Here is a 24,442-nt window from a genome sequence, read left to right as displayed (position 1 = left end):
CTCGCGGATGACCCCGCCCGCATACCAATTGCCGGCGCCTCCCCCGTACACGAGATTGCACTTGCACAACGTCTGGGGCCCCGGACTGGACAAACGCGGGTCCCCCTTATAACGATGAAAGCCGCGGTTGTACGGGGGGCGGGCCGCTGAACGTCGTCCTTCCTCCGTGTGGCCATTTCGTCCCCACACGTCTGTTGAAGGAAACACCCCATATGAGCTTCGGCGACCCGAACAACCCGTACGGGCAGCAGCCCGGTCAGCCGCCCCAGGGGCCGCCGCAGGGCCAGCCCGGGTACGGCTACCCGCAGCAGGCTCCGCAGGGTGTCCCGCCGCAGGGCTACGGCTACCCCCAGCAGCCCGGTTACCCGCAGCAGCCCGGCCAGCCGTACGGGGCCTACCCGCAGGGCCAGCAGCCCGGGTACGGCGGCGGCATGCCGGAGCTGGCCCACTGGGGTCTGCGGTTCGGCGGGCTGATCATCGACGGACTCGTCCTGATGGTCCCGTACATCCTCGTCGTCATCGGCGGTGCGGTCGGCGATGCGTTCGGCGCGATCCTCGCCATCGTGGGCTTCCTCGGCCTCATCGGCGTCGCCATCTGGCAGCTGTACCAGGAGGGCACCACCGGCCAGACGGTCGGCAAGAAGGCCGTGGGCATCCGCCTGCTGCGCGAGGCCGACGGCCGTCCGCTGGGCTTCGGCATGGCCTTCGTGCGCCGCCTGGCCCACTTCCTCGACAGCCTCGCCTGCTACATCGGCTGGCTGTGGCCGCTGTGGGACGAGAAGAAGCAGACGTTCGCGGACAAGGTCTGCTCGTCGGTGGTCGTCAAGTCCAAGTGACCCACCCGCACACCCTGTGCGTGCGAAGGCCGCCCCGGCACGTCGGGGCGGCCTTCGCGCGTACGCGCGGGTCTCAGCGGCCCCCGCGCACGCCCGGGATCTCCGCCGGCTCCGGCGTCGTACGCTCCATCACCACGAAGCTGCCGCCCCGGTGCTTGAGGCGGTAGCGCGCCTCGGGGTGCAGCTGCTCGGCGTACGCCACGGGGTCCTGGATCGGCCGGGACCAGCCGAAGTCGAGGTTGATGGCGACGATGTCGGGCGCGGTGCCCGGGGCTCCGCCGACCCAGTAGACGGTGCGGTCGGAGGTGAGGTGGGCCATCAGCGTGATGTCCGTCTCGACGCGTGAGCCGGCCGGGATGGCGTCCAGCGCCGCCCGGGCCGCCTGGGCGCGGGCGTCGTCGGTGCGGTAGGTCTCCGGGCGCAGCAGGTCGCGCAGCGGCAGGTGCTGGGTCATCGCGATGGCGATCGCGGTGGCGACGGGGACGGCGACCCTCGCGTACGAGGCGAGCCAGGGGCGGTGCGAGTCGCGGCTGCGGCGGACGCCGTCGGCCATCGCGAGGAACAGCACCGGCATGAGAATCGCGCTGTAGTGCCAGACCATGCCCCAGTGGTTGCTGTCCTGCGAGAGCAGCCGCCAGCCGAGCGTGGGGATGATCAGCAGCGTCAGCGGCGAGCGCAGCGCCATGAACGCGGTGATCCCGATCAGGAAGACCAGCATCTCGATCTTGACGGAGGAGTTGAGGACGCCGAGGACGGAGTCCAGCATCGAGACGTCCTGCTCCCCCTTCTTGTCGATCTTCTGCCAGTAGTCGTACGTGCCCGCGCTGCTGGCCGCCGGGATGAGGACGACGAGGGTGAGGACGAAGGCCGCGACGCCGTAGGCGGCGAGCAGCGCACCCTGGAGGCGGCGGCCGTACACGAAGAGCAGGAAGCCGACGACCGCGACGGTCGCGCCGAGGTCCTCCTTGACCAGGACGAGCGGCAGCGACCAGAGCAGGGCGGCCGTCCACCGCTTCAGGAGCAGCGCCCGGCAGACGAGGGCCAGCAGCGGCACGGCGAAGGCGATCTCGTGGAAGTCGGACTTCACCGCTTCCTGGATGCCCCAGGACAGCCCGTACGCGACGGTGACGCACAGCCCGGAGCGGCCGCCGAGGAGCTGCTGGGTGGTGCGGCCGACCACGACCGCCCCCAGCGCGAACAGCGCGGCCTGGGCGAAGAGCAGGGCCGTCGCCGACGGCCAGACCCAGTAGAGCGGGGCGAGCAGCGCCACGATCGGGGAGAAGTGGTCGCCGAGGATCAGATAGCCGGGGCCCTTGATGTCGACGACCGGGGCCTCGAACGCCGCGTACGCCCTGACCTCCTGCTCGAAGATCCCGAGGTCCCAGGAGGGCGAGCCGAAGCGGGCGTACTGGAAGTACGAGTAGAGGAAGTAGAGCGCGCACAGGATCGCGGCGGCGATCAGGTACGGGCGCAGCGGGACGCGTTCGTCGCCGGTGGCCGCGCCCGGGGAACCGTCCGCCGGGCGGGCGTCCGGCCCGGTGCCCTGCGCGGGCAGCCGGCCCGGCTCCGACCGGTCCGTTCCACTCTTGTTCAGCTCAAGCACGGTGACTGCCCCCGCTAGGGATTACTACGGCCGTTCTTTGGATACGGCCGTTCATTAGAACAGAGCGGCGAGCGGATTCCGGACGTCGGACACGGCCGTGGCCGCACCCTTTGGGACGGATGCGGCCACGGAACGTACAGGTACCGGTCGGGAACGTACAGCTGCCGGTCAGTGGGAAACGTAGAGCTGCCGGTCAGTGGAAGAAGTGGCGCGTCCCGGTGAAGTACATGGTGACGCCCGCCTTCTGCGCGGCCTCGATCACCAGCTCGTCGCGGACGGAGCCGCCGGGCTGGACGACGGCCTTGATACCGGCGGCGGTGAGGATCTCCAGGCCGTCGGGGAACGGGAAGAACGCGTCGGAGGCGGCGTAGGCACCGGCCGCCCGCTCCTCGCCCGCCCGCTCGACGGCGAGCTTCGCGGAGTCGACTCGGTTGACCTGGCCCATGCCGACGCCGACCGAGGCGCCGTCCCTGGCGAGGAGGATCGCGTTGGACTTGACCGCGCGGCACGCCTTCCAGGCGAAGGCCAGCTCCTTCAGCTCCGCCTCGGAGAGCGCCTCGCCGGTGGCCAGCGTCCAGTTGGCCGGGTCGTCGCCCTCGGCCTGGAGGCGGTCGGTCACCTGGAGCAGGGCACCGCCGTCGATCGGCTTGACCTCGAACGCGGCGGCCGGGGCGTCCGGGGCACGCAGCACCCGGATGTTCTTCTTGCGGGCCAGCACCTCGACGGCGCCGTCCTCGTACGCCGGGGCGACGATGACCTCGGTGAAGATCTCCGCGACCTGCTCGGCCAGCTCGACGGTCACCGGCCGGTTGACGGCGATGACGCCGCCGAACGCGGAGAGCGGGTCGCAGGCGTGGGCCTTGCGGTGCGCCTCGGCGATGTCGTCGGCGATGGCGATGCCGCACGGGTTGGCGTGCTTGATGATCGCGACGCACGGCTCGGCGTGGTCGTAGGCGGCGCGGCGGGCGGCGTCGGTGTCCGTGTAGTTGTTGTAGGACATCTCCTTGCCGTGCAGCTGCTCGGCCTCGGCGAGACCGCCCTCGCCGGAGGTGTAGAGCGCGGCGGGCTGGTGCGGGTTCTCGCCGTAGCGCAGGACGTTCTTGCGGGCGAAGGTGTCACCGAGGAACTCGGGGAGGCCCGAGTCGTCGGCGGCCGCGTAGTCGTCCGCGAACCAGGAGGCGACGGCCACGTCGTAGGAGGCGGTGTGCTGGAACGCCTCGGCGGCCAGCCGCTTGCGGGCGGTCAGGTCGAAGCCGCCCGCCTTGACGGCCGCGAGGACGTCCGCGTACCGCTCCGGGCTGGTGACGACGGCCACCGAGGGGTGGTTCTTGGCGGCGGCGCGGACCATGGAGGGGCCGCCGATGTCGATCTGCTCCACGCACTCGTCGTCCGAGGCGCCCGAGGCGACGGTCGCCTTGAACGGGTAGAGGTTCACGACCACCAGGTCGAAGGGCTCGACGCCCAGCTCGGCCAGCTGCTCGCGGTGGGCGTCCAGGCGGAGGTCCGCGAGGATGCCCGCGTGGACGCGGGGGTGGAGGGTCTTGACGCGGCCGTCCAGGCACTCCGGGAAGCCGGTGAGCTCCTCGACCTTGGTGACCGGGACCCCGGCGGCGGCGATCTTCCCGGCGGTGGAGCCGGTGGAGACGAGCTCGACGCCCGCCTCGTGCAGACCGCGGGCGAGGTCTTCGAGCCCCGTCTTGTCGTAGACACTGACCAGGGCGCGGCGGATGGGCTTATTCACCGACATGACCGAGATGAACCTTTCGTCCCTCAATGCGATGACCGTCACGGGCGATCCGCCCCACGGCCTCGACGAGCAGCGTGCGCTCGACTTCCTTGATGCGTTCGTGGAGGGCGGCTTCGCCCTCCGGGGTGTCCTCTTCGGTCACCTCGACCACGCCCTGGGCGATGATCGGGCCGGTGTCGACACCGTCGTCGACGAAGTGGACGGTGCAGCCGGTGACCTTCACGCCGTACGCGAGTGCGTCACGCACTCCGTGCGCGCCGGGAAAGCTGGGCAGCAGGGCGGGGTGGGTGTTGACGGTCCGGCCGCCGAAGGCGGCGAGGAACGCCGGGCCGACGATCTTCATGAAACCCGCGGAGACGACGAGGTCCGGGCGGTGCGCGGCGACCTGCGCGGCGAGCGCCTCGTCCCACTCGGCACGGGTCGCGTGGTCCTTGAGCTTGCACACGAACGTGGGGATTCCGGCCCGCTCGGCGCGCTCAAGGCCCCCGGTCCCGTCACGGTCCGCGCCGACGGCGACGATCTGCGCTCCGTACGCCGCCGGGTCGTCGCCGATGGCGTCGAGCAGGGCCTGGAGATTCGTACCGGATCCGGAGACCAGCACGACCAGCCGGGCGGGAACGGAGGAGGGGGGCGGGGAGGCCACGTCGGGGCCCTTTCTCGCGTGATGACCACGTGGTGACACAGGCGCGGCGGCACCGGGGGATGCTCTTTGTAGGGTCGTACGAGAGAATCGCTTCGCCCGATACGGGGAACCCTACGAACGGGCCGACCGTCAGCAACGATACCGGCACACCCGACGGCCCCCACGGGACGGGGGCGTGACCGGGAGGTAGCGTCAGGGGACAGCTCACCGTCCACCGGGTCCTCCGGGCGGACGAACCGTCCTCCGGGCGGACATGACGAGATGGGGAAGACGTTCACCACATGCCGGACCGACGCCGCCGCACCGCCTTCCGCCTCCCGCTGCCCGAGCGGGCCGCCCTGCTGATGCGGGAACGCCAGTCCTCCTCGCCGGAGGCCGACAAGCCGGAGCGCGACAATCCGTTCGCCGCCCCGCCCGCGGACCGGCCGGACCAGCCCTGGCAGCCGCGCCACCCCTCCGGTCCGGGCAACGGGAACGGCGGCGAGGGCTCCGGCGACGGATCAGGGGAGGGCTCCGGCGACGGCTCCTCCGGCGACCGGCCGGCGTGGGGCAGCCAGTGGAGCAGCAAGCAGCCCGGCCGGGGCAGCGGCGGCTGGGGCGGCCGCCCCGGCGGGAACGGCTCCGGCGGCCCCGGGGGCAGGGGCGGACCCGACGGCGGTCCCGGCGGAATGCGCTGGGACCCCACCGACCCCGGGCAGCGGCGCGCCCGCTACGCGCTGCTCGGCGGTATGTGGGCCGTCTTCTTCGCCCTCTTCGACCTCCCGGAGATCGCCCTGCTTCTGGGCTCGCTCTCCGTCTACTGGGCGATCAGCGCGCTGCGCACGCCGCCGAAGAAGGACGCCGCCGCGGCGGACCGCGCGGCCGTCGTCAGCGGTACGGGAGCGACCGGTGCCGCTCCCGGGGGCGGCACGGGGACCGCGCCCACGGTCGCGCAGGGCGTCAGCAGCAAGCAGCAGACCACGGCGGCGATCAGCGGACTGGTGACGGCCCTGCTCGCCCTGCTCATCGTGCTGACGACGTTCACCGTGCAGCTCGTCTACCGCGACTACTACACGTGCGTGAACGACGCCCTGACCAAGACCGGCGCACTGTCCTGCAACGATCAGCTGCCGAAGCCGCTGGAGCCGTTCTTCGGCGTCAAGGAGTAGCGCCTTCCGGGCCGTCCGGACCGCCTGGGCCGTCCGGACCGGTCGGCTCCGTCGTGGTCGGCTTCCGCACCGCCTCCCCGGCGGGGAAGTCGGCCATCAGCCCGCCGGATTCCCGCTTGAGGGAGGCCCACCGGGCCTGCCGGGCCGCGTTCTCGTGCCAGGGGTCGGTCGGCAGGAAGTCGTAGGGCTGGAACGCCGCCGACGCCCGGAAGGCCGCTTCGGGGGCCGCACCGGGAGCCGCGCCGGAGGCCGGCACAGGGGCCTGTACGGAGGAAGCGGCCGGGACGGCCTCGTCCCCCGTCCCGTTGCCCCTGCGCCAGGACGCCCACCAGCGGCGCGGCCGGCCGATGACGGCGGCGGCCTCCTCCTCGTCGCCTTCCGCCGTCCCGGGTCCGCTCTTCCCAGCACCCTTTCCGGCGCCCTTCTCAGCACCCTTTCCGGCGCCTTCGTCTGCGGGTAGCGCAGCCTCAGGTGGAACGGAGGGAGCGGGCGGAGCGTCCGCTTCCGGGACCCGCCCCGCGCCCCCTTCCGGTACGTCCCGGCGCCAGGCCCACCCGGGTGTGCGCAGCCGCCACGCCCGCAGCAGCAACGCCGCCGGTACGCCGATGGCCGCCGTCCACACCAGCGCCGCCGGACCGGTCAGCCACCACACGGGCCCGAACGCACTGAGCGCCCCCGTGCCGAGCGGTCCGCCCGCGACCGCCGTGAGCAACGCCGTACCGGCACCGCACCCCAGCGCGCCGAGCAGGGTCACCAGCACCGTCTCGCGCGGGGTCCAGGCCCGGTCGCGCGGGGCGTCGGCGGGGGCCGCCCCGCGTACGGTGAACCAGGCGACGACCAGCGCGGCCGCCACCGGGACCGCCAGGGCCGCCGCGCTCAGCAGGGAGCCCGGGCCCTGTTCCGGCACCGCCACCAGCAGCGGGAAGCCGGGCACCGCCGGGGTGCCGTCGAGGCCCAGCGGGGTGGCGGTGGCTCCCGTACCGAGCGAGAAGCCGGGCCCGAGCCCGTACGCCGCTCCCCACAGCGCGGCGTTCGGCACGAGCGCGGCGGCCAGCAGGAAGACGGCGAACCGCCCCGGCCAGTCACCCGCGAGCGCCAGGAACGTGTCCTGCGCCGCCACCGCGTTCCGGCCGAGGGCCACCGCGACCAGCAGCGCCCCGCCGCCGAGCAGCACCATCACCCCCGCAGCGGCCGCCCGGCACGCCGCCTCGGCCCGGTTGCGGAAGAGCGTCCGCGCGACGGCCTCCTGAAGCACCAGGGGCGACCAGGACGGCAGCGGGCCCAGCGGCCGCCCGGCCGCCGTCCACACCCCGGCCACCGCCGAACCGGCCACCACGAACGCCACCGGGAACGCCAGCGTGTCCGGTTCGACGCGCAGCGAACCGGCCCGCGCATAGGCCGCCGCCCCCGCCACGACCAGGAGGTAACCCGCCGTAACCGCGCAGAACGCCCCCGCCCGTGAGGGCCGCGCCCGCCCCTCCTCCGGCTCCGCCGCGTCCCGCGCCGCCCGGTGCGCCAGCCAGACCGGACCCGCCACGAGCAGCAGCGGCACGACGCCGACGGGGGCGGGCACGCCGCTCAGGGTGTCGGGCCGCACGAGCCCGGCGCCGTGCGCGAGCAACCAGACCCCGACCCCGGCGCGCAGCGCCCCGCCGGGTCCGCTGTCCGGGTACGGGGAACTGATCCACATCACCATGACCAGCACGGTCAGCGACCCGAGGCCGAGGCCCGCGGCGACGGCGCCCCGCACCAGGGCGGAAGCCAGGGCGAGGGTGCGGTTCCGCTCGGCCGGGGCCTTCGGACTGCGTTGCGTCATTTGGGTCACGCGGCCCATGCTGCCAACGACACGCGCTTATTTCGCGTAACGCGCGAACAGCCGTTGTGTCGCTCAATATACGTTTATGTACTTTTTCTCCCAGTGCAGTGGTGCCGGGGGGCACCCATGACCCGGAGCACCACCGATCAGGCCGCTGCGCCGCCGCTGCCCTCCCCCAAGGAGCGCCGCAGACTGCGTGAGTCGAAGTCGTTGAGCGAGGATCAGGTGGCGGCGGCGGTCGGCGTCACGCGCGCCACCGTGCGCTCCTGGGAGACGGGGCGCACGAGCCCGCGCGGACGCAAGCGCGCGCTGTACGCCAAGCTGATCGCCCCGGAAACTCCGTCACCGCCCGAGGCAGCACCGGCGACGGCACGGCCGAAACCGCCGACCGAGCCGGAAACCGAAGTGAAAGCGGCAGCGGTAGCAGTAGCGGTAGCGGAGACGGCAGCGACAGCGACAGCAGAAACAGCGGAAGCGGCCGCAGCGGAAACCGAAACGGCAGGCGCGGCGGAAACGGCCCCTGGAGCGGTCGCGCCCGAGGAGCAGCCCGGCCCCGCGCCCGACCTCATGCCCGTCCGCTCCCCCGCTCTCTCCCCCGCCGAAGCGTTCGACGAGCTGTACGCCGGCACCGCGCCCGCCCTCGTCCGGCAGACTTTCCTGCTGACCGGGCGCCGCGGCCTGGCCCGCGAGTCCGTGGAGCGCGCCTTCCAACTGGCCTGGCACCGCTGGCCCGAGGTGGCCGTCGACCGCGATCCGGCCGGGTGGGTGCGCGCGGCGGCATACGAGTACGCGATGTCCCCCTGGCACCGGCTGCGCCGCGTCCACCGGCACCCCGACGCCCCGCCCACCGAGCCGGGCAAGCGGGCGTTGTTCGACGCGCTGCTCGACCTGCCCCCGGCCTACCGGCGCACGCTGCTCCTGTACGACGGGGTCGGCCTGGACCTCCCGGAGACCGCGGCCGAGACGGAGGCCAGCACCCCGGCTGCGGCGGGCCGCCTGATGACCGCCCGCGCCGCCGTCGCCGAACGGCTGCCCGAGCTGGCGGAGGCCGGATCGCCCGCCGAGCAGTCCGCCCTGCTGCACGACCGGCTCGGCGGTCTCGCCCGCGCCGAGCACGTCCCCGTACCACCGCCCGCCCGTGCCGTGCGCACCGGCAGCGAGAACAAGGCCAAGCTGTGGACGAAGGCCGCCATCGCGGGCGCCGTCCTCCTCATCAGCGTGACAGGGCTGACCCTGCACACCGCGCCGACCCACTACGAGCAGCCGATCTCCCCCGCCGAACGCGTCGGGGGCGTACCGCCGCGCGGTGGTCCGCAGAAGCTCACCGCACAGGACCTGAAGCTCCAGAAGTCACTGAGCGAGCAGCTGGCCCACGGTCCGGAACGGCTGGTCCCGCAGCCCAAGTGAGCCGTGCGACAGCTGTGTACGCGAACGGCGCGGGCCCGCACCCCTGGTGGAGAAGAAAAGGGGGGTGCGGGCCCGCGCCGTTCACGCGTGGCTGTGATGCCTCTGCCGCCTGAGTCAGGCGCCGAGGATCTCGCGCGCCAGCTTGGCGGTCTCGGTCGGCGTCTTGCCGACCTTGACGCCGGCGGCCTCAAGGGCCTCCTTCTTCGCCTGCGCGGTGCCCGAGGAGCCGGAGACGATGGCGCCCGCGTGGCCCATGGTCTTGCCCTCCGGAGCGGTGAAGCCCGCGACGTAGCCGACGACCGGCTTGGTGACGTTCTTCGCGATGAAGTCGGCGGCACGCTCCTCGGCGTCGCCGCCGATCTCGCCGATCATCACGATGAGGTCGGTCTCCGGGTCCGCCTCGAACGCCGCGAGGGCGTCGATGTGCGTCGTACCGATGATCGGGTCGCCACCGATGCCGACGGCGGAGGAGAAGCCGATGTCGCGGAGCTCGTACATCATCTGGTAGGTCAGCGTGCCGGACTTGGACACGAGACCGATGCGGCCGGGCTTGGTGATGTCGCCCGGGATGATGCCGGCGTTGGACTGGCCGGGGGTGATGAGACCCGGGCAGTTCGGACCGATGATCCGGGTCTTGTTGCCCTTCTCGCCCGCGTACGCCCAGAAGGCGGCGGAGTCGTGAACGGCGATGCCCTCGGTGATGACGACCGCGAGCGGGATCTCGGCGTCGATCGCCTCGACGACGGCGGCCTTGGAGAACGCCGGCGGCACGAAGAGGACGGACACGTTCGCGCCCGTCTTCTCCATCGCTTCCTTGACGGAGCCGAAGACCGGGACCTCGGTGCCGTCGAAGTCGACGGAGGTGCCGGCCTTGCGCGGGTTCACGCCGCCGACGATGTTGGTGCCGTCGGCCAGCATGAGCTTGGTGTGCTTCATGCCGGTGGCGCCGGTCATCCCCTGGACGATGACCTTGCTGTCCTTGGTGAGGAAGATAGCCATGGTGGTCTGAGTCCCTCTTCCTTACTTCGCAGCCGCGGCGAGCTCGGCGGCCTTGTCGGCCGCGCCGTCCATGGTGTCCACGCGCTGCACGAGCGGGTGGTTGGCGTCGGAGAGGATCTTGCGACCCAGCTCCGCGTTGTTGCCGTCGAGACGCACGACCAGCGGCTTCTCGACCTTCTCGCCCTTGGACTCAAGCAGCGCGAGCGCCTGCACGATGCCGTTGGCGACCTCGTCGCAGGCGGTGATGCCACCGAAGACGTTGACGAAGACGGACTTGACGTCCGAGTCGCCGAGGATGATCTCCAGGCCGTTCGCCATGACCTCGGCGGAGGCGCCGCCACCGATGTCGAGGAAGTTGGCGGGCTTCACGTTGCCGTGCTTCTCACCGGCGTACGCGACGACGTCCAGGGTCGACATGACCAGACCGGCACCGTTACCGATGATGCCGACCTCGCCGTCGAGCTTGACGTAGTTGAGGTTCTTGGCCTTGGCAGCAGCCTCGAGCGGGTTGGCTGCGTCCTTGTCCTCAAGAGCCTCGTGACCCGGCTGGCGGAAGTCGGCGTTCTCGTCGAGCGAGACCTTGCCGTCCAGCGCCAGGATGCGGCCGTCCTTGGTCTTCACCAGCGGGTTGACCTCGACGAGGAGGGCGTCCTCGGCGACGAAGGTCTCCCACAGGGTCACCAGGGCCTCGGCGACACCCTCGGCCACGTCCGCCGGGAACTTCGCCTGGGCCACGATCTCGCGGGCCTTGACGATGTCAACGCCGGAGTTGGAGTCGACCGGGACCTTCGCGAGGGCCTCGGGGGTCTTCTCCGCGACCTCCTCGATGTCCATGCCGCCCTGCACCGAGGCCATGGCCAGGAAGGTGCGGTTGGTGCGGTCGAGGAGGTACGAGACGTAGTACTCCGCCTCGATCTCCGGGGACAGCTCGGCGATCATCACCTTGTGGACCGTGTGGCCCTTGATGTCCATGCCGAGAATGTCGGTCGCCCGGGCGACCGCCTCGTCGGCGTCGGCGGCCAGCTTGACACCGCCGGCCTTGCCGCGGCCGCCGACCTTCACCTGCGCCTTGACGACAGACTTGCCGCCCAGCTTCTCGGTCGCCTCGCGGGCTGCCTCAGGCGTGTCGATGACTTCACCGGCCAGCACCGGTACACCGTGCTTGGCGAAGAGGTCCCTCGCCTGGTACTCGAACAGGTCCACGCGCGTCCGTCCCTTTTAGTGGTATCGCGGTTCGTTCTTCTGCGTGGGCGTGCCGCGAAGGGCAACGTGACTGCTCTGTCACTAGGGAGGCGTACACGGTGTCCGAGTACGCGGCATGTCCATCCGGCAGGTTATCCCCGCGCTCGGCGTGACCCTAAATCGCAGATCACACCTGAGCGGTGATAACGGTCACAGAGGGTGCCGGGGGCGCGTGACACCGCCGGGCCGCTCGGGCTCCGGCCGAGGCTGCCTTCCGGCCCTGTCCGGAACCTTGCCCGAGTCCTTGCGTGAGGCCGTGCCCGGCATCTCGCCCGGGATCTCGCCCGGGACCTCGCATGAGGCCTTGCGCGGGATCTGCCTGAGCCTTCCGGCCCCCCGGGGAGGGTGACGCCGGGAGCCGGAAGACCAGCGAGGGGCGGGAGGGACGGGGAGGGGCGAGGCGGGGCAGGAGAACCGGGAGGGGCCGGGAGGGGCCGGGTCAGCCGCCCTGTGCCGGGTACTGCGGAGCGGCGAACGACGGCACCGCGTCGGTCACGAAGGCCGGGGCGATCGAGGTGGCGGCCTGGGCACCGGAGGCCGCGTGTCCGACGGCGGGCCCGGCGTCCGCGCGGGCCGTGTCCGCCACACCGCCCGCGAACGGCCGGGCCTGCGCCCCGACGCCCTCGGCCAGCGGCTGCACCCGGGCGGTGACCCCCTGTGCGAACGGCGCGACCGCGTCGGACGGTGGCCGAGGGCAGCGGGACCCGGCGCAGCGGAATACCGCCCTCCGTGGCGATGGGCGATGCTTGCACGAGCCCGTGGGGGTCACGCAAGCCCCTGGCTACTCTTGGGTCTCCTTGTCCGGTATGGGCAGGGGCCTCTTCTCGATCGCCGCCGCCATGACGTCCGGGAAGAGATCCGGCGTACAGGCGAACGCGGGTGCGCCCAGCGCCCCGAGCGCCGCCGCGTGCTCGTGGTCGTACGCGGGCGCCCCCTCGTCGGAGAGCGCGAGCAGCGTCACGAACTGCACGCCGGAGGCCTTCATCGCGGCGACCCGCTTGAGCATCTCGTCGCGGATGCCGCCTTCGTAGAGGTCGCTGATGAGGACGACGACGGTGTCCGCGGGGCGGGTGATCTTCGACTGGCAGTAGGCGAGCGCCCGGTTGATGTCGGTGCCACCGCCGAGCTGGGTGCCGAAGAGGACGTCCACCGGGTCGTCGAGCTGGTCCGTGAGGTCGACGACCGCCGTGTCGAAGACGACGAGCCGGGTGGCGAGGCTGCGCATGGAGGCGAGCACCGCGCCGAACACGGAGGCGTAGACGACGGAGGCGGCCATCGAGCCCGACTGGTCGATGCACAGGACGATGTCCTTCTTGACGGCCCTGGAGGCACGTCCGTAGCCGATGAGGCGCTCCGGCACGACCGTGCCCGTCGCCGCCGTGCCGTCCGGTCCCGGGATCGTCAGATAGTTCTTCAGGTTGGCCCGGATCGTACGGTCCCAGTCGATGTCACGGTGGCGCGGCCGGCTGATCCGCGCCGAGCGGTCCAGGGCCCCGGTCAGGACGGCCCGGGTGCGGTGCTCCAGGCGCTTCTCCAGGTCCTCGACGACCTTGCGGACGACGGCCCGTGCGGTCTCCTTCGTCGTCTCGGGCATGGCCTTGTTGAGGGAGAGCAGGGTGCCGACGAGGTGGACGTCCGCCTCGACCGCCTCCAGCATCTCCGGCTCCAGCAGCAGCGCCGCCAGGCCGAGCCGGTCGATCGCGTCGCGCTGCATGACCTGGACCACGGAGCTGGGGAAGTACGTCCGGATGTCGCCGAGCCAGCGGGCGACGGAGGGGGCCGACGCGCCGAGCCCCGCCGAACGGCCGCCGCCCCTGCCTCGATTCCTCCCGGCGGCCTCGCCGTAGAGCGCGTTCAACGCACTGTCCATCGCGGCGTCCTGGCCGCTGAGGGTGCGGCCGGTGCTGTCGGCGCTGTCCGCCCCGAGCACCAACCGCCAGCGCCGCAGCCGCTCACTGTCGTCCGGGTGCCGTGCGCCCGGAGCCGTCCTGTCCATCGTCTCCTCCGCCCGTTCCTTCACCGTGGTCGTCGTGGTCGTCCCGATCGCCGCGTCCGTCCGGATCGCCGCGCTCGCCCCTACCGTGGTGGTCGTCGTCATCCGGCCGCTCCCGTCGGCTCGGGGTGCCGACCCAGCAGCAGACTCAGCACCGGCTCCACCGCGTCGGCCCTGGCCCGGTCGATCCCGGGGCCGAACCCTGCGGGCGCCCGGTCGACGCCCTCCCGGTGGGTGCTCCCGGGGACGGGCCCGCGCCGGACCAGCTCGCCCAGGGTGCGGCGTACGCCCGGTTCGTAGGCGGAGAACGTACGGCGCAGCAGCGGCAGCACATCGGTGAACATGTCGGCGGGCACACCGGTCAGCCAGGTGTCGATGAGGCCGAGCAGCCGCTCGTCGTGGACCAGCAGCATGCCGCCGCCCGACGCGCCGCCGACGAACCCCTCGATCCAGGCGGCGGCGTCGGCGGGCGGGGTGCCGGGCGAGAGCGCCAGGCCCATCAGCCGTGCCGCCTCGTCCTCCGCGAGCCGTCCCTCGTCCAGGAGCAGCCGGGCGGACCGGCCCCGGATGACCCCGGCGACCGTGTCGCGGCCCGCCAGCTTGTGCAGCACTGCGTCCCAGCGTTCCCGCAGCCCCGGGGCGGGCGCCGCCCCGGCGAGCAGCAGCCCGATCGCGCCGTGCACGGCCTCCACCTGGCGGCGCAGCGCCTCCGCCCCGTCCGCGTCGAGGCCGGTGCAGGCGGGTGGCAGTCCGACGCAGACGCGCTCGGCGAGACCGGCGGCGACCTCGGCGAGCGCCGCCGTGTCCGTGGCGCGCACGTCCCCGTACCGCAGGGAGCGAGCCAGGGCGGGCAGCGCGTCCGCGAGGTGGCCGACATCCGCGTCGAGTGCGGCGCGGTCGGCGAGGGCCTTCATCACGACGGGCAGCGCGTCGGGCAGTTCGGCCAGGAGGCAGTGCTCGGCGAGGGCGGTGACGTCGGCCAGGGCGGTCGCCTCGACGGCCTGCCACTCGGCCTTCGCGGTCGCGGCGGTGCGAACGGTGGTGCCCCACACACCGGCCTCCGCGACCCGGATGTGGAGCTCCGGTTCCCAGCGGAGGTGCCAGCTCTCCCGGAAGGTGCCGGTACTCCCCCGCCCCGCGACCGGGTCGCCCCAGCCGACGTCGAGGAGGCGCAGCCGGTGCAGGAGTCGGCTGCGGGCGGCATCGGTCTCCTTGCGCAGGTCGAGGTCCAGCTCGCGTTCCTGCGGTTCGGGCTTGAGGCGCAGGGTGCGCTGGCTGCGGGTCAGGTCCCGTTGCAGCGGGACGGCCGGGGCGGTGTCGGGCACCTCGCCGAGGGTCTCGCCGACGATCAGCCGGTCCTGGACGAGGGCGAGCGGGATGTCGGACCCCTCGCACATCACAGCCCGTACCGCGTCGGTCGTCTCGCCCAGTCCGGCCAGCGGGCGGCCGCGCAGGGCGGCGAGGGTCTCGGCGAGCCGGACGGCCTCGATGACATGGGCGGTGGAGACGGGCCGGTCCTCCGCGCGCAGCAGTCGGGCGACCTTGGTCATCCACCGTTCGACCGGGCGGTCGGCCGCGTCGAAGAGGTGGCCGTACCAGCCGGGGGCGTCGATACCCGCCCCGTATCCGCTGTGCCGGGCGAGCCTGCGGTGAGTCCAGGGGACCCAGGTCAGCTCGGTCTTGACCTTCGGGAGCCCCTTGAGCAGGGCGCGGTCGGCGGCGAGGGTGGTCCGCGCAGCGAGCGCGGGCACGTGCCAGGCTCCGCAGACGACCGCGACGGCGTCCCCGAACTCCTTACGTGCGCCTCGCAGTTGGATACGCATGTACGCCTCACGCACGGCGTCCCGGGGCTGCCCGCCGTCCCCGTACGCCTCGCGCAGTGCCGTCATGGCCTCCGCCAGCGCGACGAACGGGGCGAGCGCGTCGCCCGTACCGTCCGCGTCATCCGCGTCGCTGCCATTGCCGGCGCCACCGCTCGTGCTGGTGCTCGTGCTGGAGTCGGTGCCCGGGCCCGGTGAGCGGTGCTCGACGACGTCCTCCCACCAGCGCTCGGGGTCGTCGTATCCGGCGGTCTCGGCGAGCACGCGGATCGGGTCGACGACCGGCGTGACCTCTTCCGCCTCCGGCGTGGCCGCCTTCAGAGCCAGGGAGTGGGCGGCCGGAAGGTCGATGAAGCGCACCGGGACGTCGTGGTCGAGGGCCCAGCGGATCGCCACCCACTCGGGTGAGAACGCGGCCATCGGCCAGAAGGAGGCCCGCCCCGGATCGTCCACCGCGTGCGCGAGCAGCGCCACGGGCGGACGCATCTGCGGGTCGGCGGCGAGCGGCAGCAGCGCGTCGCCCTCGGGCGGCCCCTCGATGAGGACCGCGGACGGACGGGCCGCCGCGAGCGCCGCGAGAACAGCACGGGCCGACCCGGGACCGTGATGCCGCACCCCGAGCACCCACGGCCCGGCCCCCGCGAGCGCCCCGCTCCCCACCGCGCTCGTCATGCGGATACCTCGCGGCAGGCGCGGTAGAAGTCCTTCCAGCCGTCCCGCTCGCGGACCACGGTCTCCAGATACTCCTGCCAGACCACGCGGTCCGCCGCCGGGTCCCGGACGACGGCGCCGAGGATGCCCGCCGCGACATCGCCGGGGCGCAGGATGCCGTCGCCGAAGTGGGCGGCGAGGGCGAGGCCGTTCGTGACGACGGAGATCGCCTCGGCCGTGGAAAGCGTGCCGGAGGGGGACTTCAGCTTGGTACGCCCGTCGGTGGTCACCCCGTCGCGCAGCTCGCGGAAGACCGTGACCACACGCCGGATCTCGGCCAGTCCCTCCGGCGCCGCGGGCAGGTCGAGCGAGCGGCCGATCTGGTCGACGCGCCGGGACACGATGTCGACCTCGGCATCCGGGGTGGCGGGCAGCGGCAGGACGACGGTGTTGAACCGGCGGCGCAGCGCGCTGGACAGCTCGTTGACGCCGCGGTCCCGGTCGTTGGCCGTGGCGATGAGGTTGAATCCGCGCACGGCCTGGATCTCCTGTCCCAGCTCGGGGACGGGCAGGGTCTTCTCCGACAGGATCGTGATCAGCGAGTCCTGTACGTCGGCGGGGATGCGGGTCAGCTCCTCGACGCGGGCGGTCATGCCCTCGGACATGGCCCGCATGAGCGGGCTCGGCACCAGCGCGTCACGGCTGGGGCCGTGGGCGAGCAACTGGGCGTAGTTCCACCCGTAGCGGACGGCTTCCTCGGGGGTCCCCGCGGTGCCCTGCACCAGGAGCGTCGAGTCACCGCTGACGGCGGCGGCCAGATGCTCGGACACCCAGGTCTTGGCCGTCCCCGGAACTCCGAGCAGCAGCAGTGCGCGGTCCGTGGCGAGCGTGGTCACGGCGACCTCGACGAGCCGCCGAGGCCCCACGTACTTCGGCGTGATCACCGTCCCGTCGGGGAGCGTCCCGCCCTGTAGATAGGTGGCGACGGCCCAGGGTGAGAGCCTCCAGCGGGCGGGCCTGGGACGGTCGTCGGCGGCGGCCAGGGCCTTCAGCTCGTCGGCGAAGGCGTCCTCGGCATGCGGACGCAGGGCCTCGCCGCCGGCCTCCGGCGCGACGGACGCAGTGGTTGTGGGCATGGTCATGGCTCCCCCTCCAGATCGGTCGACCTGATGTGGTTCCCACCGTGCACCATGCCACTGACAACGAGCCCTGACCTGCGGTCATTTCCCGGGCAGCGGCCGCGTGAAGGGCAGGTCGGAGCGCAGGCGGGAGAGCAGGCGGGAGGGGACTGTCAGTGGTGCCGCCTACCGTCGTTCCCATGCTGCTATCTCACGGGGGAGAACCCTCACCCACCGGCGGACCGGTGGCGCGCCGGACGGTGGAACAGGTGCTGGCACTGGCCCCTGACGACGCCTCACGCAAGGCGGGCGCCAAGCTCGCAACAGCCGGCCCGTGGTCCGGCACGGGGTTCGACGACGCGGGTGCGGTGTGGGGGCTGTGCAAGGGAAGCGGGAGCACGCCGTATCGGACGGTTGTCGACACCACCGGCCCCGCGTACAAGTGCAGTTGCCCGAGCCGGAAGTTCCCGTGCAAGCACGCGCTCGGGCTGCTGCTGCTCCGGGCGGCCGACGACGGGGTGTTCCAGCGGGGCGAGCCCGCCGACTGGGCCGCCCCGTGGATCGAGGGCCGCCGGATACGCGCGGCCGCGAAGGGCCGAGCCGCCGGGGACGGCGAAGCCGCACCGGGGGCCGCCGACTCGGGTCACTCCGACCCCGCCGCCCGGAAGCGGGCGGAGCGCCGGGCCACCCGGATCACCGACGGGGCCCAGGAGCTGGAACAGCGCCTCGCCGACCTGCTGCGGGGCGGCCTCGCGGCGGCCGACCGCTCGGGCTACGCCCTGTGGGAGGAGACCGCGGCCCGCATGGTCGACGCCCAGGCCCCCGGCCTGGCCGCCCGGGTGCGGGAGCTGGGTGCGATCGCCGGGTCCGGTCCGGGCTGGCCGGTGCGGTTGCTGGAGGAGTGCGGCCTGCTCCACCTGCTGGCCAGGGCCTGGCTCGGCCGGGAGCGGCTGCCGGACGCGCTGGCCGCGACGGTACGGACGAGGGTCGGCCTGCCGTCCTCCGCCGAAGGCCCCCCGGCCCGCGACCACTGGCTGGTCCTCGCGCAGTACGACACCCCCGACGGCAGGATCGTCACCCGCCGGATCTGGCTGTACGGGCAGGGGTCGGGCCGCACGGCGCTGCTTCTCTCCTTCGGCGCGGCAGGCCGCTCCCCCGCCCAGACGCTGCCGGTGGGCGCGACGATCGACGCCGAGCTGACCCCGTATCCGGGCGGCGGGCGGCTCCGGGCCGAGCTGGGGCAGCAGTTCGGGACCCTCGCCCCGGCCACGACCCTGTCAAACACCGCCCTGTCCGCACCCCTGCCGGGCACCGCCCCGGCCACGCCCCCGCCCGGGATCACCGCGGCCGCCGCGCCCGCCGTCTACGGAGAGGCGCTGCGGGAGGACCCCTGGCTGGACGCCTGTCCGGTCACCCTGCGCGAGGTCATACCCGTGCCGTCCAAGAACGGCTGGCAGCTGGCGGACTCCCAGGCCGATTCCGCCCTGCCGATCAATCCGGCCGCACTGCGCCGGCCCGGCCTGTGGAAGCTCGTCTCGCTGTCCGGTGGTGGCCCGGTCACCGTGTTCGGTGAGATCGGCCACCGCGGCTTCGACCCGTTCGCGGCCTGGGACCCGGAGGGCGGGGCGGAGTCCGGTGCTGCTACGGGAGGGGCCCTGGTGCAACTGGTCTGATCCCGGGAGCCGTTCAGGCCGGGCGTCGCTGAGCCCTGGCGCCGTCGACGCCGGGCGCCGTTGAGACCGGGCTCCGCCATGCCCCGACGACAGCGACGACGACCGGGGAGCCGTCCTACCCGCCGCCCGCGTCAGACACCCGCGCACAGCCACCACGCGATCACCGCCACCGCCATCGCCATCGCCATCACCATCGCCACCGGAACTGGAGGGGAACGATGCCTCGTACGACCGCCGACCGCCCGACCGGAAACGCAACCACGGACCCGCACCGGAACACGCCCCCCGACGCAACCACCCCCACCGCCGCCTCCCCCGCCCCCGCCTCGGCCGTCGACGCGCTCCCCTGGGAGGAGCTGGTCACCTCGGCGCTGCTCGGCACCGACCGCCGACCGCCGGTGCCGCAGGGTGCCCCCGCACCGGCCGACGGCCCCGCCGCACTGCTGGACGCGGCCGCGCTGCACACCGTGCGACAGCGGGCGGGGCTGCTGCCCGCCGTACCCGAGGCCCGTCCGGAGCTCACCGCCCCCGATCCGCGCCCGCCGCTCCCCGAGGCCGCCCGGCAGCGACTCGCCCACCTGCTCGCCGACCGGGCCGCGCCCTCGGGCGGCGGGCGGCGCGGATCGGCGCCCGACCTCACCGAACTGATTCCCCAGTGGCTGGCCACCGCCAACCGGAGGGGCTTCCGGGCCCCGGCCGCCCTGGTGCCCGCGCTGCTGGACGCCGCTCGGGCCCGCACCGATCTGCGGCCGCAGGCGCTCGCGTTCGCGGGGCCGCGGGGGCTGTGGCTGGCCGGGCTGAACCCCGAATGGAAGTTCGCCCTGCGCGGTTCCGCGAACGGATCACCCCGGCCCGACACCACCGACCCGGAAGCGGTACGCGGCCTGTGGGATGAGGGGCTGTTCGCGGAGCGGATCGCGCTGCTCGACGCCGTACGGGCCCAGGATCCGCCGACCGCGCTGGCCCTCCTCGCCACGACCTGGTCCACTGAACGGGCCGAGGACCGGCTGATGTTCCTGGACTCACTGCGGACCGGGCTCAGCGGTGCCGACGAGCCCTTCCTGGAGCAGGCCCTGTCGGACCGCAGCCGCAATGTCCGCGCCACCGCCGCCGAGCTGCTGTCCGCCCTGCCCGGGTCGGCACTCGCCGGACGGATGGCGGCCCGTGCGACGTCCTGCGTGAACCCGGACCGTTCGGGAGGTGGCGCGTCCATCGCCGTGGAGGCGCCGCACGAGTGCGACGCGGACATGCAGCGCGACGGCGTCGTCGCCGCCCCGCCCACGGGCCGGGGCGAACGGTCCTGGTGGCTCGGGCAGTTGGTGGAGGCCACGCCGCTCGGCATCTGGGAGGAGCGGTTCGGCGGACGCCCGGCCGAGGACATCGTGGCCCTGCCCGTCGCCGACGAGTGGGCCGTCGAGCTGCACACCGCGTGGTGCCGGGCGGCGGTGCGCCAGCGCAATCCGCAGTGGGCGCGAGCCCTGCTCGGGGCCCCTTCGGCGCCTCCGGCAAGCGGCCCGGGGACGGCCTCGATCGCCGAGCGTTCGAAGCTGCTCGCGACCCTTCCCGATACCGAACGCGCCTCCTGGATAGCCGAGTTCGTCGCGGCACACGGCCTGTCGGAGGCGTTCCAGCCGCTCGGGGTCTGCGCGGTCCCCTGGGCCGGGCCGCTCGGGCGCGCGGTGGTGGACGCGCTCGACATCGCTCGGGACGGCGGGAGTTACCCGTGGAGCTTCAGCGGGGTGATGGGCCTGGCGGAACGCTGCCTGGACCCGGCCGAGGCCGATCGACTGGAAGTCCTCACGGCCGCGCAGGACGAGCAGGAGGGCGCGTCGCCCGGAGCCGGGGGGTACTGGTCGGAGGCCTTCCAGCGCCTGGTCTCCACCCTGCGGCTGCGCGCCGCGATGGAGGCGGAGCTGACGACCTGACGACCCCGCCCCGCCTCCTCGCACCTGGAACGCCCGGGCCCGCACCGCCACCCGCCGGCAACGACAGCGACACCGACACCGACATCCAAGTCCAGGCCAACGCCCACACCCCCGCCCAGGCCCGCACCCGTGTCCGGGCTCAGGTCTGCGCGGGCTGGCGGACGTTGGCGTTGACCCAGTCGACGATCTCGGTCGTCGTCGCCCCCGGCGTGAAGAGCTCAGCCACGCCCAGCTTCTTCAGCGGGGGGATGTCCGCCTCCGGGATGATCCCGCCGCCGAACACCTTGATGTCCTCCGCCTCCCGCTCCTTCAGCAGCTCGATCACCTTCGCGAACAGCGTGTTGTGCGCTCCGGAGAGGATCGAGAGGCCGATGGCGTCGGCGTCCTCCTGGATCGCCGTGTCGACGATCTGCTCGGGGGTCTGGTGCAGCCCCGTATAGATCACCTCCATACCGGCATCCCGCAACGCCCGTGCGATCACCTTGGCCCCGCGGTCATGGCCGTCGAGTCCCGGCTTGGCCACCACCACACGGATCGGACCGGTCACACCCATCACTGCCTCCACATGGTCTCCCGCGCCTGAAGGGCCGGGGATGTGAACGAACGTTATCCACAGCATCCCGCACGCCGCCGTTTCGCGGCAGGCGGGGAGGGGGAAATCACACGTGGGACATGTTCGCCAGGCGTCGTCCCCCGTCCACGCGGTGTTCCGGCCGCGCGGGGACCCGGCGCAAGGGGAGCCGCTACGAGGTCGCCGTACCACCGCGCCGCCAGCCGCACGGCACGGTGGTACGGCCATCTTCGCCCGCCCGGCCGCCCGGCTGACCGACCGGCCGGCTGACCGACCGGCCGACCCGGTCACGGCCTCGTGCCGACACCCCATGAGCGTCCACGGGGACGGGAGCCGCCTCCCCCGTGCACCAGTGCAGGAGGTCGGCCCGTGAAGGCCCTCCCTTTCCTCTCCCTACTGCTGAACCGCCCCCTACCGCTGAACCGCCCCGGGCTGCCGCGTCTCCCCGGACTGCTGCACCGCGCCGGAATACCGCATCGCGACGGACCGCTCGCCCGCCCCGGGCGTCCGGGCCCCCGCCTCTCCTCCGCGCTGCTCGGCGCCACCGCACTGGAGCTGGCCGTCCTCGCCGGGCACCTGGCCGTCTACCCCTTCGGCCTCACCCCGGAGCGCCGCCGGCCGGTTGCCTCGCCCGACCCGTCGCCCGACCCGCACCTCGCCCCGGCCTCCACCCCGCCGCCCGTCGTCCTGCTGCACGGGTTCATCGACAACCGCTCCGTCTTCCTCCTCCTGCGCCGGACGCTGGCCCGGCACGGCCGCCGTCACCTGGAGTCCCTCAACTACTCCCCGCTGACACGCGACATCCGTACCGCCGCCGAACTGCTCGGCCGACATGTGGAAGAGATCTGCGCGCGTACCGGGCGCCGCCGGGTCGACATCGTCGGGCACAGCCTCGGCGGACTGATCGCCCGGTACTACGTGCAGCGGCTCGGCGGTGACCACCGGGTCCGCACCCTGGTCACGCTCGGCACGCCGCACAGTGGCACCGCCGTCGCACCGGGGGCGGGAATTCACCCCATCGTGCGGCAGATGCGCGGCGGGTCCTCCGTGATCGAGGAGCTGCGCAGCCCCGCACCCGGCTGCCGGACGCGGTTCGTCAGTTTCTGGAGCGAGCTGGACCAGGTGATGGTCCCGGTCGGGACGGCGTGCGTCGACCACCCCGACCTCGACGCCGTGAACGTACGCGTCACCGGTATCGGGCACCTCGCGCTGCCCGTACATCCGACGGTGGCCGCCGCCGTCCGTGAGGCGCTTGATGCGTGCGAGGCGCGGGAGGACACATCCGCCTCCGACGGAACGACAGCTTCCGTGGCCTGAAATAGAACGTTTATCGAACGTAGGGCCAAGGCTGTGCCAGTCGTCCACCGAAAGACGGCCGATTGCCCGTTTCCTGCGGCCGTAAAACCTGTCGAAGATTGTCGTCCTCACATACTGCCGGGTACAGTCGCGGCCACTGCTTCCCCCTGGGGACCCGCTGACCGGGACCCAGAACAGTCCTGCTGCCGAGGCGAGAGAGAAGTTGGTGAACGACCAGCACCCCCACGCCGGGCCCGTCGGGTACGACAGTCAGTCGACCGGCAGCTTCGACACCGACCCGCTCTTCGGCTCCCTTCCGGGTGCGCACGAATCCGGCCAAGCAGCCGGCTACGACTCGGCCTATCAGGCCACCGCGACCGCCACCACCGGGTACGACGGCACCTACGTCGGTGACTCCTACGGCGGCGACTCCTACGGCGGCTACAGCGGCGCGTACGACTCCACCGCCTGGGACACGGGCGCTCACACGGACGCCCAGCAGACGGCCACGGCCGCCGCGACCGCCACGTACGACGGCTACACGGATCATTCGCAGGTCCACCAGCAGTGGGACACGACCGGGCAGCAGTGGGACGCCACCGGCGCCTGGCAGCAGACCGTCGACCAGGACGCGACCGGCCAGTGGACGGCCACCGAGACCGGCGCCTTCCCCACCACCGCGTTCAGTTCCGCCCCGTACGGCACGGACGCCTACGACACCGGGGCGTACCCGACCGGCACCGCCTACGCGGCCGACGGCGGCTACGGGACCGACGCGTACGACACCGGGGCCCACGACACCACCGCCTTCGCGACCGGCGCCTACACGGCCGACGGGTACGAAACCGGTGCGTACGGCACGAGCGCGTACGGCACCGGCACGTACGACACGGGCACGTACGACACGGGTGCCTATGACGCGACCGCCTGGAACTCCGGCGCCACGCCCGAGGAGTCCGCGTACGGACCCGAACAGACGTCGCATCCGCTGTACGAACAGCAGACGCACGAAGCGGCCGTGGAAGCGGACACGGACACAGCCCCGGCCTCCACCGCCGAGTTCGCCACCGAGGCAGCCCTCGCCACCGACGACGCCCCGGAGCCGGACGCCGAGGACCACGCCCCCGCCCCGCCCCCCGTGAACCGCGCCGCCGCCCGCCCGCCCGCCGCCCGCAACCGGGCCCGGCGCCGCAGCCCCGCCAAGCGCTCCGCGCTCCTGACCGTCGCGGTGCCCTCCGCCTGCGTGATGAGCGTCGCGGGCATCGCCGCCGCCTCGGTCAGCGGGATGTCCGGCGGCGAGGAGAAGCCGGAGGAGGCGACCGCCTCCATGGCGATCGCCGACCCCAGCACGGTCAAGACGGTCGCCGCCAACAACAAGCTCGACAACCAGCTGGAACAGCTCTCCGAGGGCAGCGCCGACTTCCGCGAGCGCGCGAGCCGCACCCAGGAACGCATCGACCTGCGGGAGCGGCAGGCAGCGGAGAAGAAGAAGCGCGAGGAGGAGGCCGCACGCCGCGAGGCGCTGCGCCCCAAGTTCGTCCTGCCGGTGAAGCAGCACGGGCTGAGCGCCTACTACGGCCAGGCGGGCATCAACTGGATGTCCGTGCACACGGGAATCGACTTCCCCGTCTCGTACGGCACTCCGGTGATGGCCGCGACCGACGGTACCGTGCGCACACAGCTGAACAGCGCGTACGGGGTCATGGCGATCGTGACCGCGGCCGACGGCACGGAGACCTGGTACTGCCACCTCAGCAGCACCAAGATCCGCTCGGGCCCGGTCAAGGCCGGTGACGTCATCGCGTACTCCGGGAACTCGGGCAACTCCACCGGCCCGCACCTGCACTTCGAGGTCCGGCCGGGCGGCGGCGCGGCGGTCGACCCGCTGGCGTGGCTGCGCAGCAAGGGCATCGACCCGACCTGACCTGCGAGCATGGTGAAGGGGGGCCCGGCC

Annotated in this window: 18 protein-coding genes; 7 read left to right on the top strand and 11 right to left on the bottom strand. The window is 73.0% G+C overall.

Annotated features, from left to right (window positions below):
- The first annotated feature begins 212 nt into the window (after positions 1–212).
- A complete protein-coding gene (locus ACZ5WC_RS06290; RefSeq protein ID WP_468539707.1) occupies positions 213–836 on the top strand; it encodes an RDD family protein in 624 nt (207 codons plus the stop codon).
- Positions 837–909: 73 nt separating this feature from the next.
- Here the strand turns inward: ACZ5WC_RS06290 and ACZ5WC_RS06285 are convergent, their stop codons facing one another.
- The 3 genes from ACZ5WC_RS06285 to purN form a co-directional block, all read right to left on the bottom strand.
- Positions 910–2,439, bottom strand: a complete 1,530-nt coding sequence (locus tag ACZ5WC_RS06285) for a DUF2079 domain-containing protein (RefSeq protein ID WP_468539706.1) — start codon at positions 2,437–2,439, stop codon at positions 910–912.
- Positions 2,440–2,632: 193 nt separating this feature from the next.
- Positions 2,633–4,186, bottom strand: a complete 1,554-nt coding sequence (gene purH / locus ACZ5WC_RS06280; protein WP_468539705.1) for a bifunctional phosphoribosylaminoimidazolecarboxamide formyltransferase/IMP cyclohydrolase — start codon at positions 4,184–4,186, stop codon at positions 2,633–2,635.
- Complete coding sequence (gene purN / locus ACZ5WC_RS06275; protein WP_468539704.1) at positions 4,173–4,829, bottom strand: phosphoribosylglycinamide formyltransferase; 657 nt, start codon at positions 4,827–4,829, stop codon at positions 4,173–4,175. The genes purH and purN overlap by 14 nt, the downstream gene beginning before the upstream one ends.
- Before the next feature lie 281 nt (positions 4,830–5,110).
- Here purN and ACZ5WC_RS06270 point away from each other — a divergent pair, with 281 nt between their 5' ends.
- Positions 5,111–5,977: a hypothetical protein gene (locus tag ACZ5WC_RS06270; RefSeq protein ID WP_468539703.1), complete on the top strand. Its 867-nt coding sequence runs from the start codon at positions 5,111–5,113 to the stop codon at positions 5,975–5,977.
- Here ACZ5WC_RS06270 and ACZ5WC_RS06265 read toward each other — a convergent pair.
- Positions 5,967–7,793 (bottom strand): cell division protein PerM, encoded by a 1,827-nt coding sequence (locus ACZ5WC_RS06265; protein ID WP_468539702.1) that lies wholly within the window; start codon positions 7,791–7,793, stop codon positions 5,967–5,969. The genes ACZ5WC_RS06270 and ACZ5WC_RS06265 overlap by 11 nt on opposite strands.
- A gap of 126 nt (positions 7,794–7,919) precedes the next feature.
- Between ACZ5WC_RS06265 and ACZ5WC_RS06260 the strand changes: the two genes are divergently transcribed.
- The gene (locus tag ACZ5WC_RS06260) at positions 7,920–9,200 is read left to right on the top strand and encodes a helix-turn-helix domain-containing protein (protein ID WP_468539701.1); all 1,281 of its coding nucleotides are present in this window, start codon (positions 7,920–7,922) and stop codon (positions 9,198–9,200) included.
- A gap of 114 nt (positions 9,201–9,314) precedes the next feature.
- Here ACZ5WC_RS06260 and sucD read toward each other — a convergent pair whose 3' ends face one another.
- The 6 genes from sucD to ACZ5WC_RS06230 all read right to left on the bottom strand — a co-directional run bounded on the left by sucD (position 9,315) and on the right by ACZ5WC_RS06230 (position 17,047).
- Positions 9,315–10,199, bottom strand: coding sequence for a succinate--CoA ligase subunit alpha (gene sucD, locus ACZ5WC_RS06255; protein WP_096632777.1), 885 nt, complete (start codon positions 10,197–10,199; stop codon positions 9,315–9,317).
- Positions 10,200–10,220: 21 nt separating this feature from the next.
- Positions 10,221–11,402 carry an ADP-forming succinate--CoA ligase subunit beta gene (sucC, locus tag ACZ5WC_RS06250; RefSeq protein WP_468539700.1) on the bottom strand — a complete coding sequence of 394 codons (1,182 nt, stop codon included), beginning with the start codon at positions 11,400–11,402 and terminating at the stop codon, positions 10,221–10,223.
- 478 nt (positions 11,403–11,880) lie between these two features.
- A complete protein-coding gene (locus ACZ5WC_RS06245; RefSeq protein ID WP_468539699.1) occupies positions 11,881–12,081 on the bottom strand; it encodes a hypothetical protein in 201 nt (66 codons plus the stop codon).
- A 141-nt stretch (positions 12,082–12,222) separates the two neighbouring features.
- Positions 12,223–13,437, bottom strand: coding sequence for a VWA domain-containing protein (locus tag ACZ5WC_RS06240; protein ID WP_468539963.1), 1,215 nt, complete (start codon positions 13,435–13,437; stop codon positions 12,223–12,225).
- Positions 13,438–13,535: 98 nt separating this feature from the next.
- Positions 13,536–15,926, bottom strand: a complete 2,391-nt coding sequence (locus ACZ5WC_RS06235) for a DUF5682 family protein (protein ID WP_468539698.1) — start codon at positions 15,924–15,926, stop codon at positions 13,536–13,538.
- Complete coding sequence (locus ACZ5WC_RS06230) at positions 15,923–17,047, bottom strand: ATP-binding protein (RefSeq protein WP_468539697.1); 1,125 nt, start codon at positions 17,045–17,047, stop codon at positions 15,923–15,925. Before ACZ5WC_RS06230 ends, ACZ5WC_RS06235 begins: the two co-directional genes overlap by 4 nt.
- Positions 17,048–17,223: 176 nt before the next feature.
- On the opposite strand from ACZ5WC_RS06230, the gene ACZ5WC_RS06225 reads away from it, so the two are divergent.
- Entirely contained in the window at positions 17,224–18,696 is a 1,473-nt protein-coding gene (locus ACZ5WC_RS06225) for an SWIM zinc finger family protein (RefSeq protein ID WP_468539696.1), read from the top strand.
- Positions 18,697–18,914: 218 nt separating this feature from the next.
- On the top strand, positions 18,915–20,621 hold the full coding sequence (locus ACZ5WC_RS06220; RefSeq protein WP_468539695.1) for a DUF5691 domain-containing protein: 1,707 nt from the start codon (positions 18,915–18,917) through the stop codon (positions 20,619–20,621).
- 139 nt (positions 20,622–20,760) lie between these two features.
- Here ACZ5WC_RS06220 and ACZ5WC_RS06215 read toward each other — a convergent pair whose 3' ends face one another.
- Positions 20,761–21,174: a cobalamin B12-binding domain-containing protein gene (locus ACZ5WC_RS06215; RefSeq protein ID WP_096631838.1), complete on the bottom strand. Its 414-nt coding sequence runs from the start codon at positions 21,172–21,174 to the stop codon at positions 20,761–20,763.
- Positions 21,175–21,660: 486 nt separating this feature from the next.
- On the opposite strand from ACZ5WC_RS06215, the gene ACZ5WC_RS06210 reads away from it, so the two are divergent.
- Complete coding sequence (locus ACZ5WC_RS06210; protein ID WP_468539962.1) at positions 21,661–22,509, top strand: lipase family alpha/beta hydrolase; 849 nt, start codon at positions 21,661–21,663, stop codon at positions 22,507–22,509.
- A 205-nt stretch (positions 22,510–22,714) separates the two neighbouring features.
- Positions 22,715–24,412, top strand: coding sequence for a M23 family metallopeptidase (locus ACZ5WC_RS06205; RefSeq protein ID WP_468539694.1), 1,698 nt, complete (start codon positions 22,715–22,717; stop codon positions 24,410–24,412).
- The last annotated feature ends 30 nt before the right edge of the window (positions 24,413–24,442 follow it).

The organism is Streptomyces sp. NPDC033165 (assembly GCF_055577965.1).
This window is presented reverse-complemented; position numbering and strand designations above follow the sequence as displayed.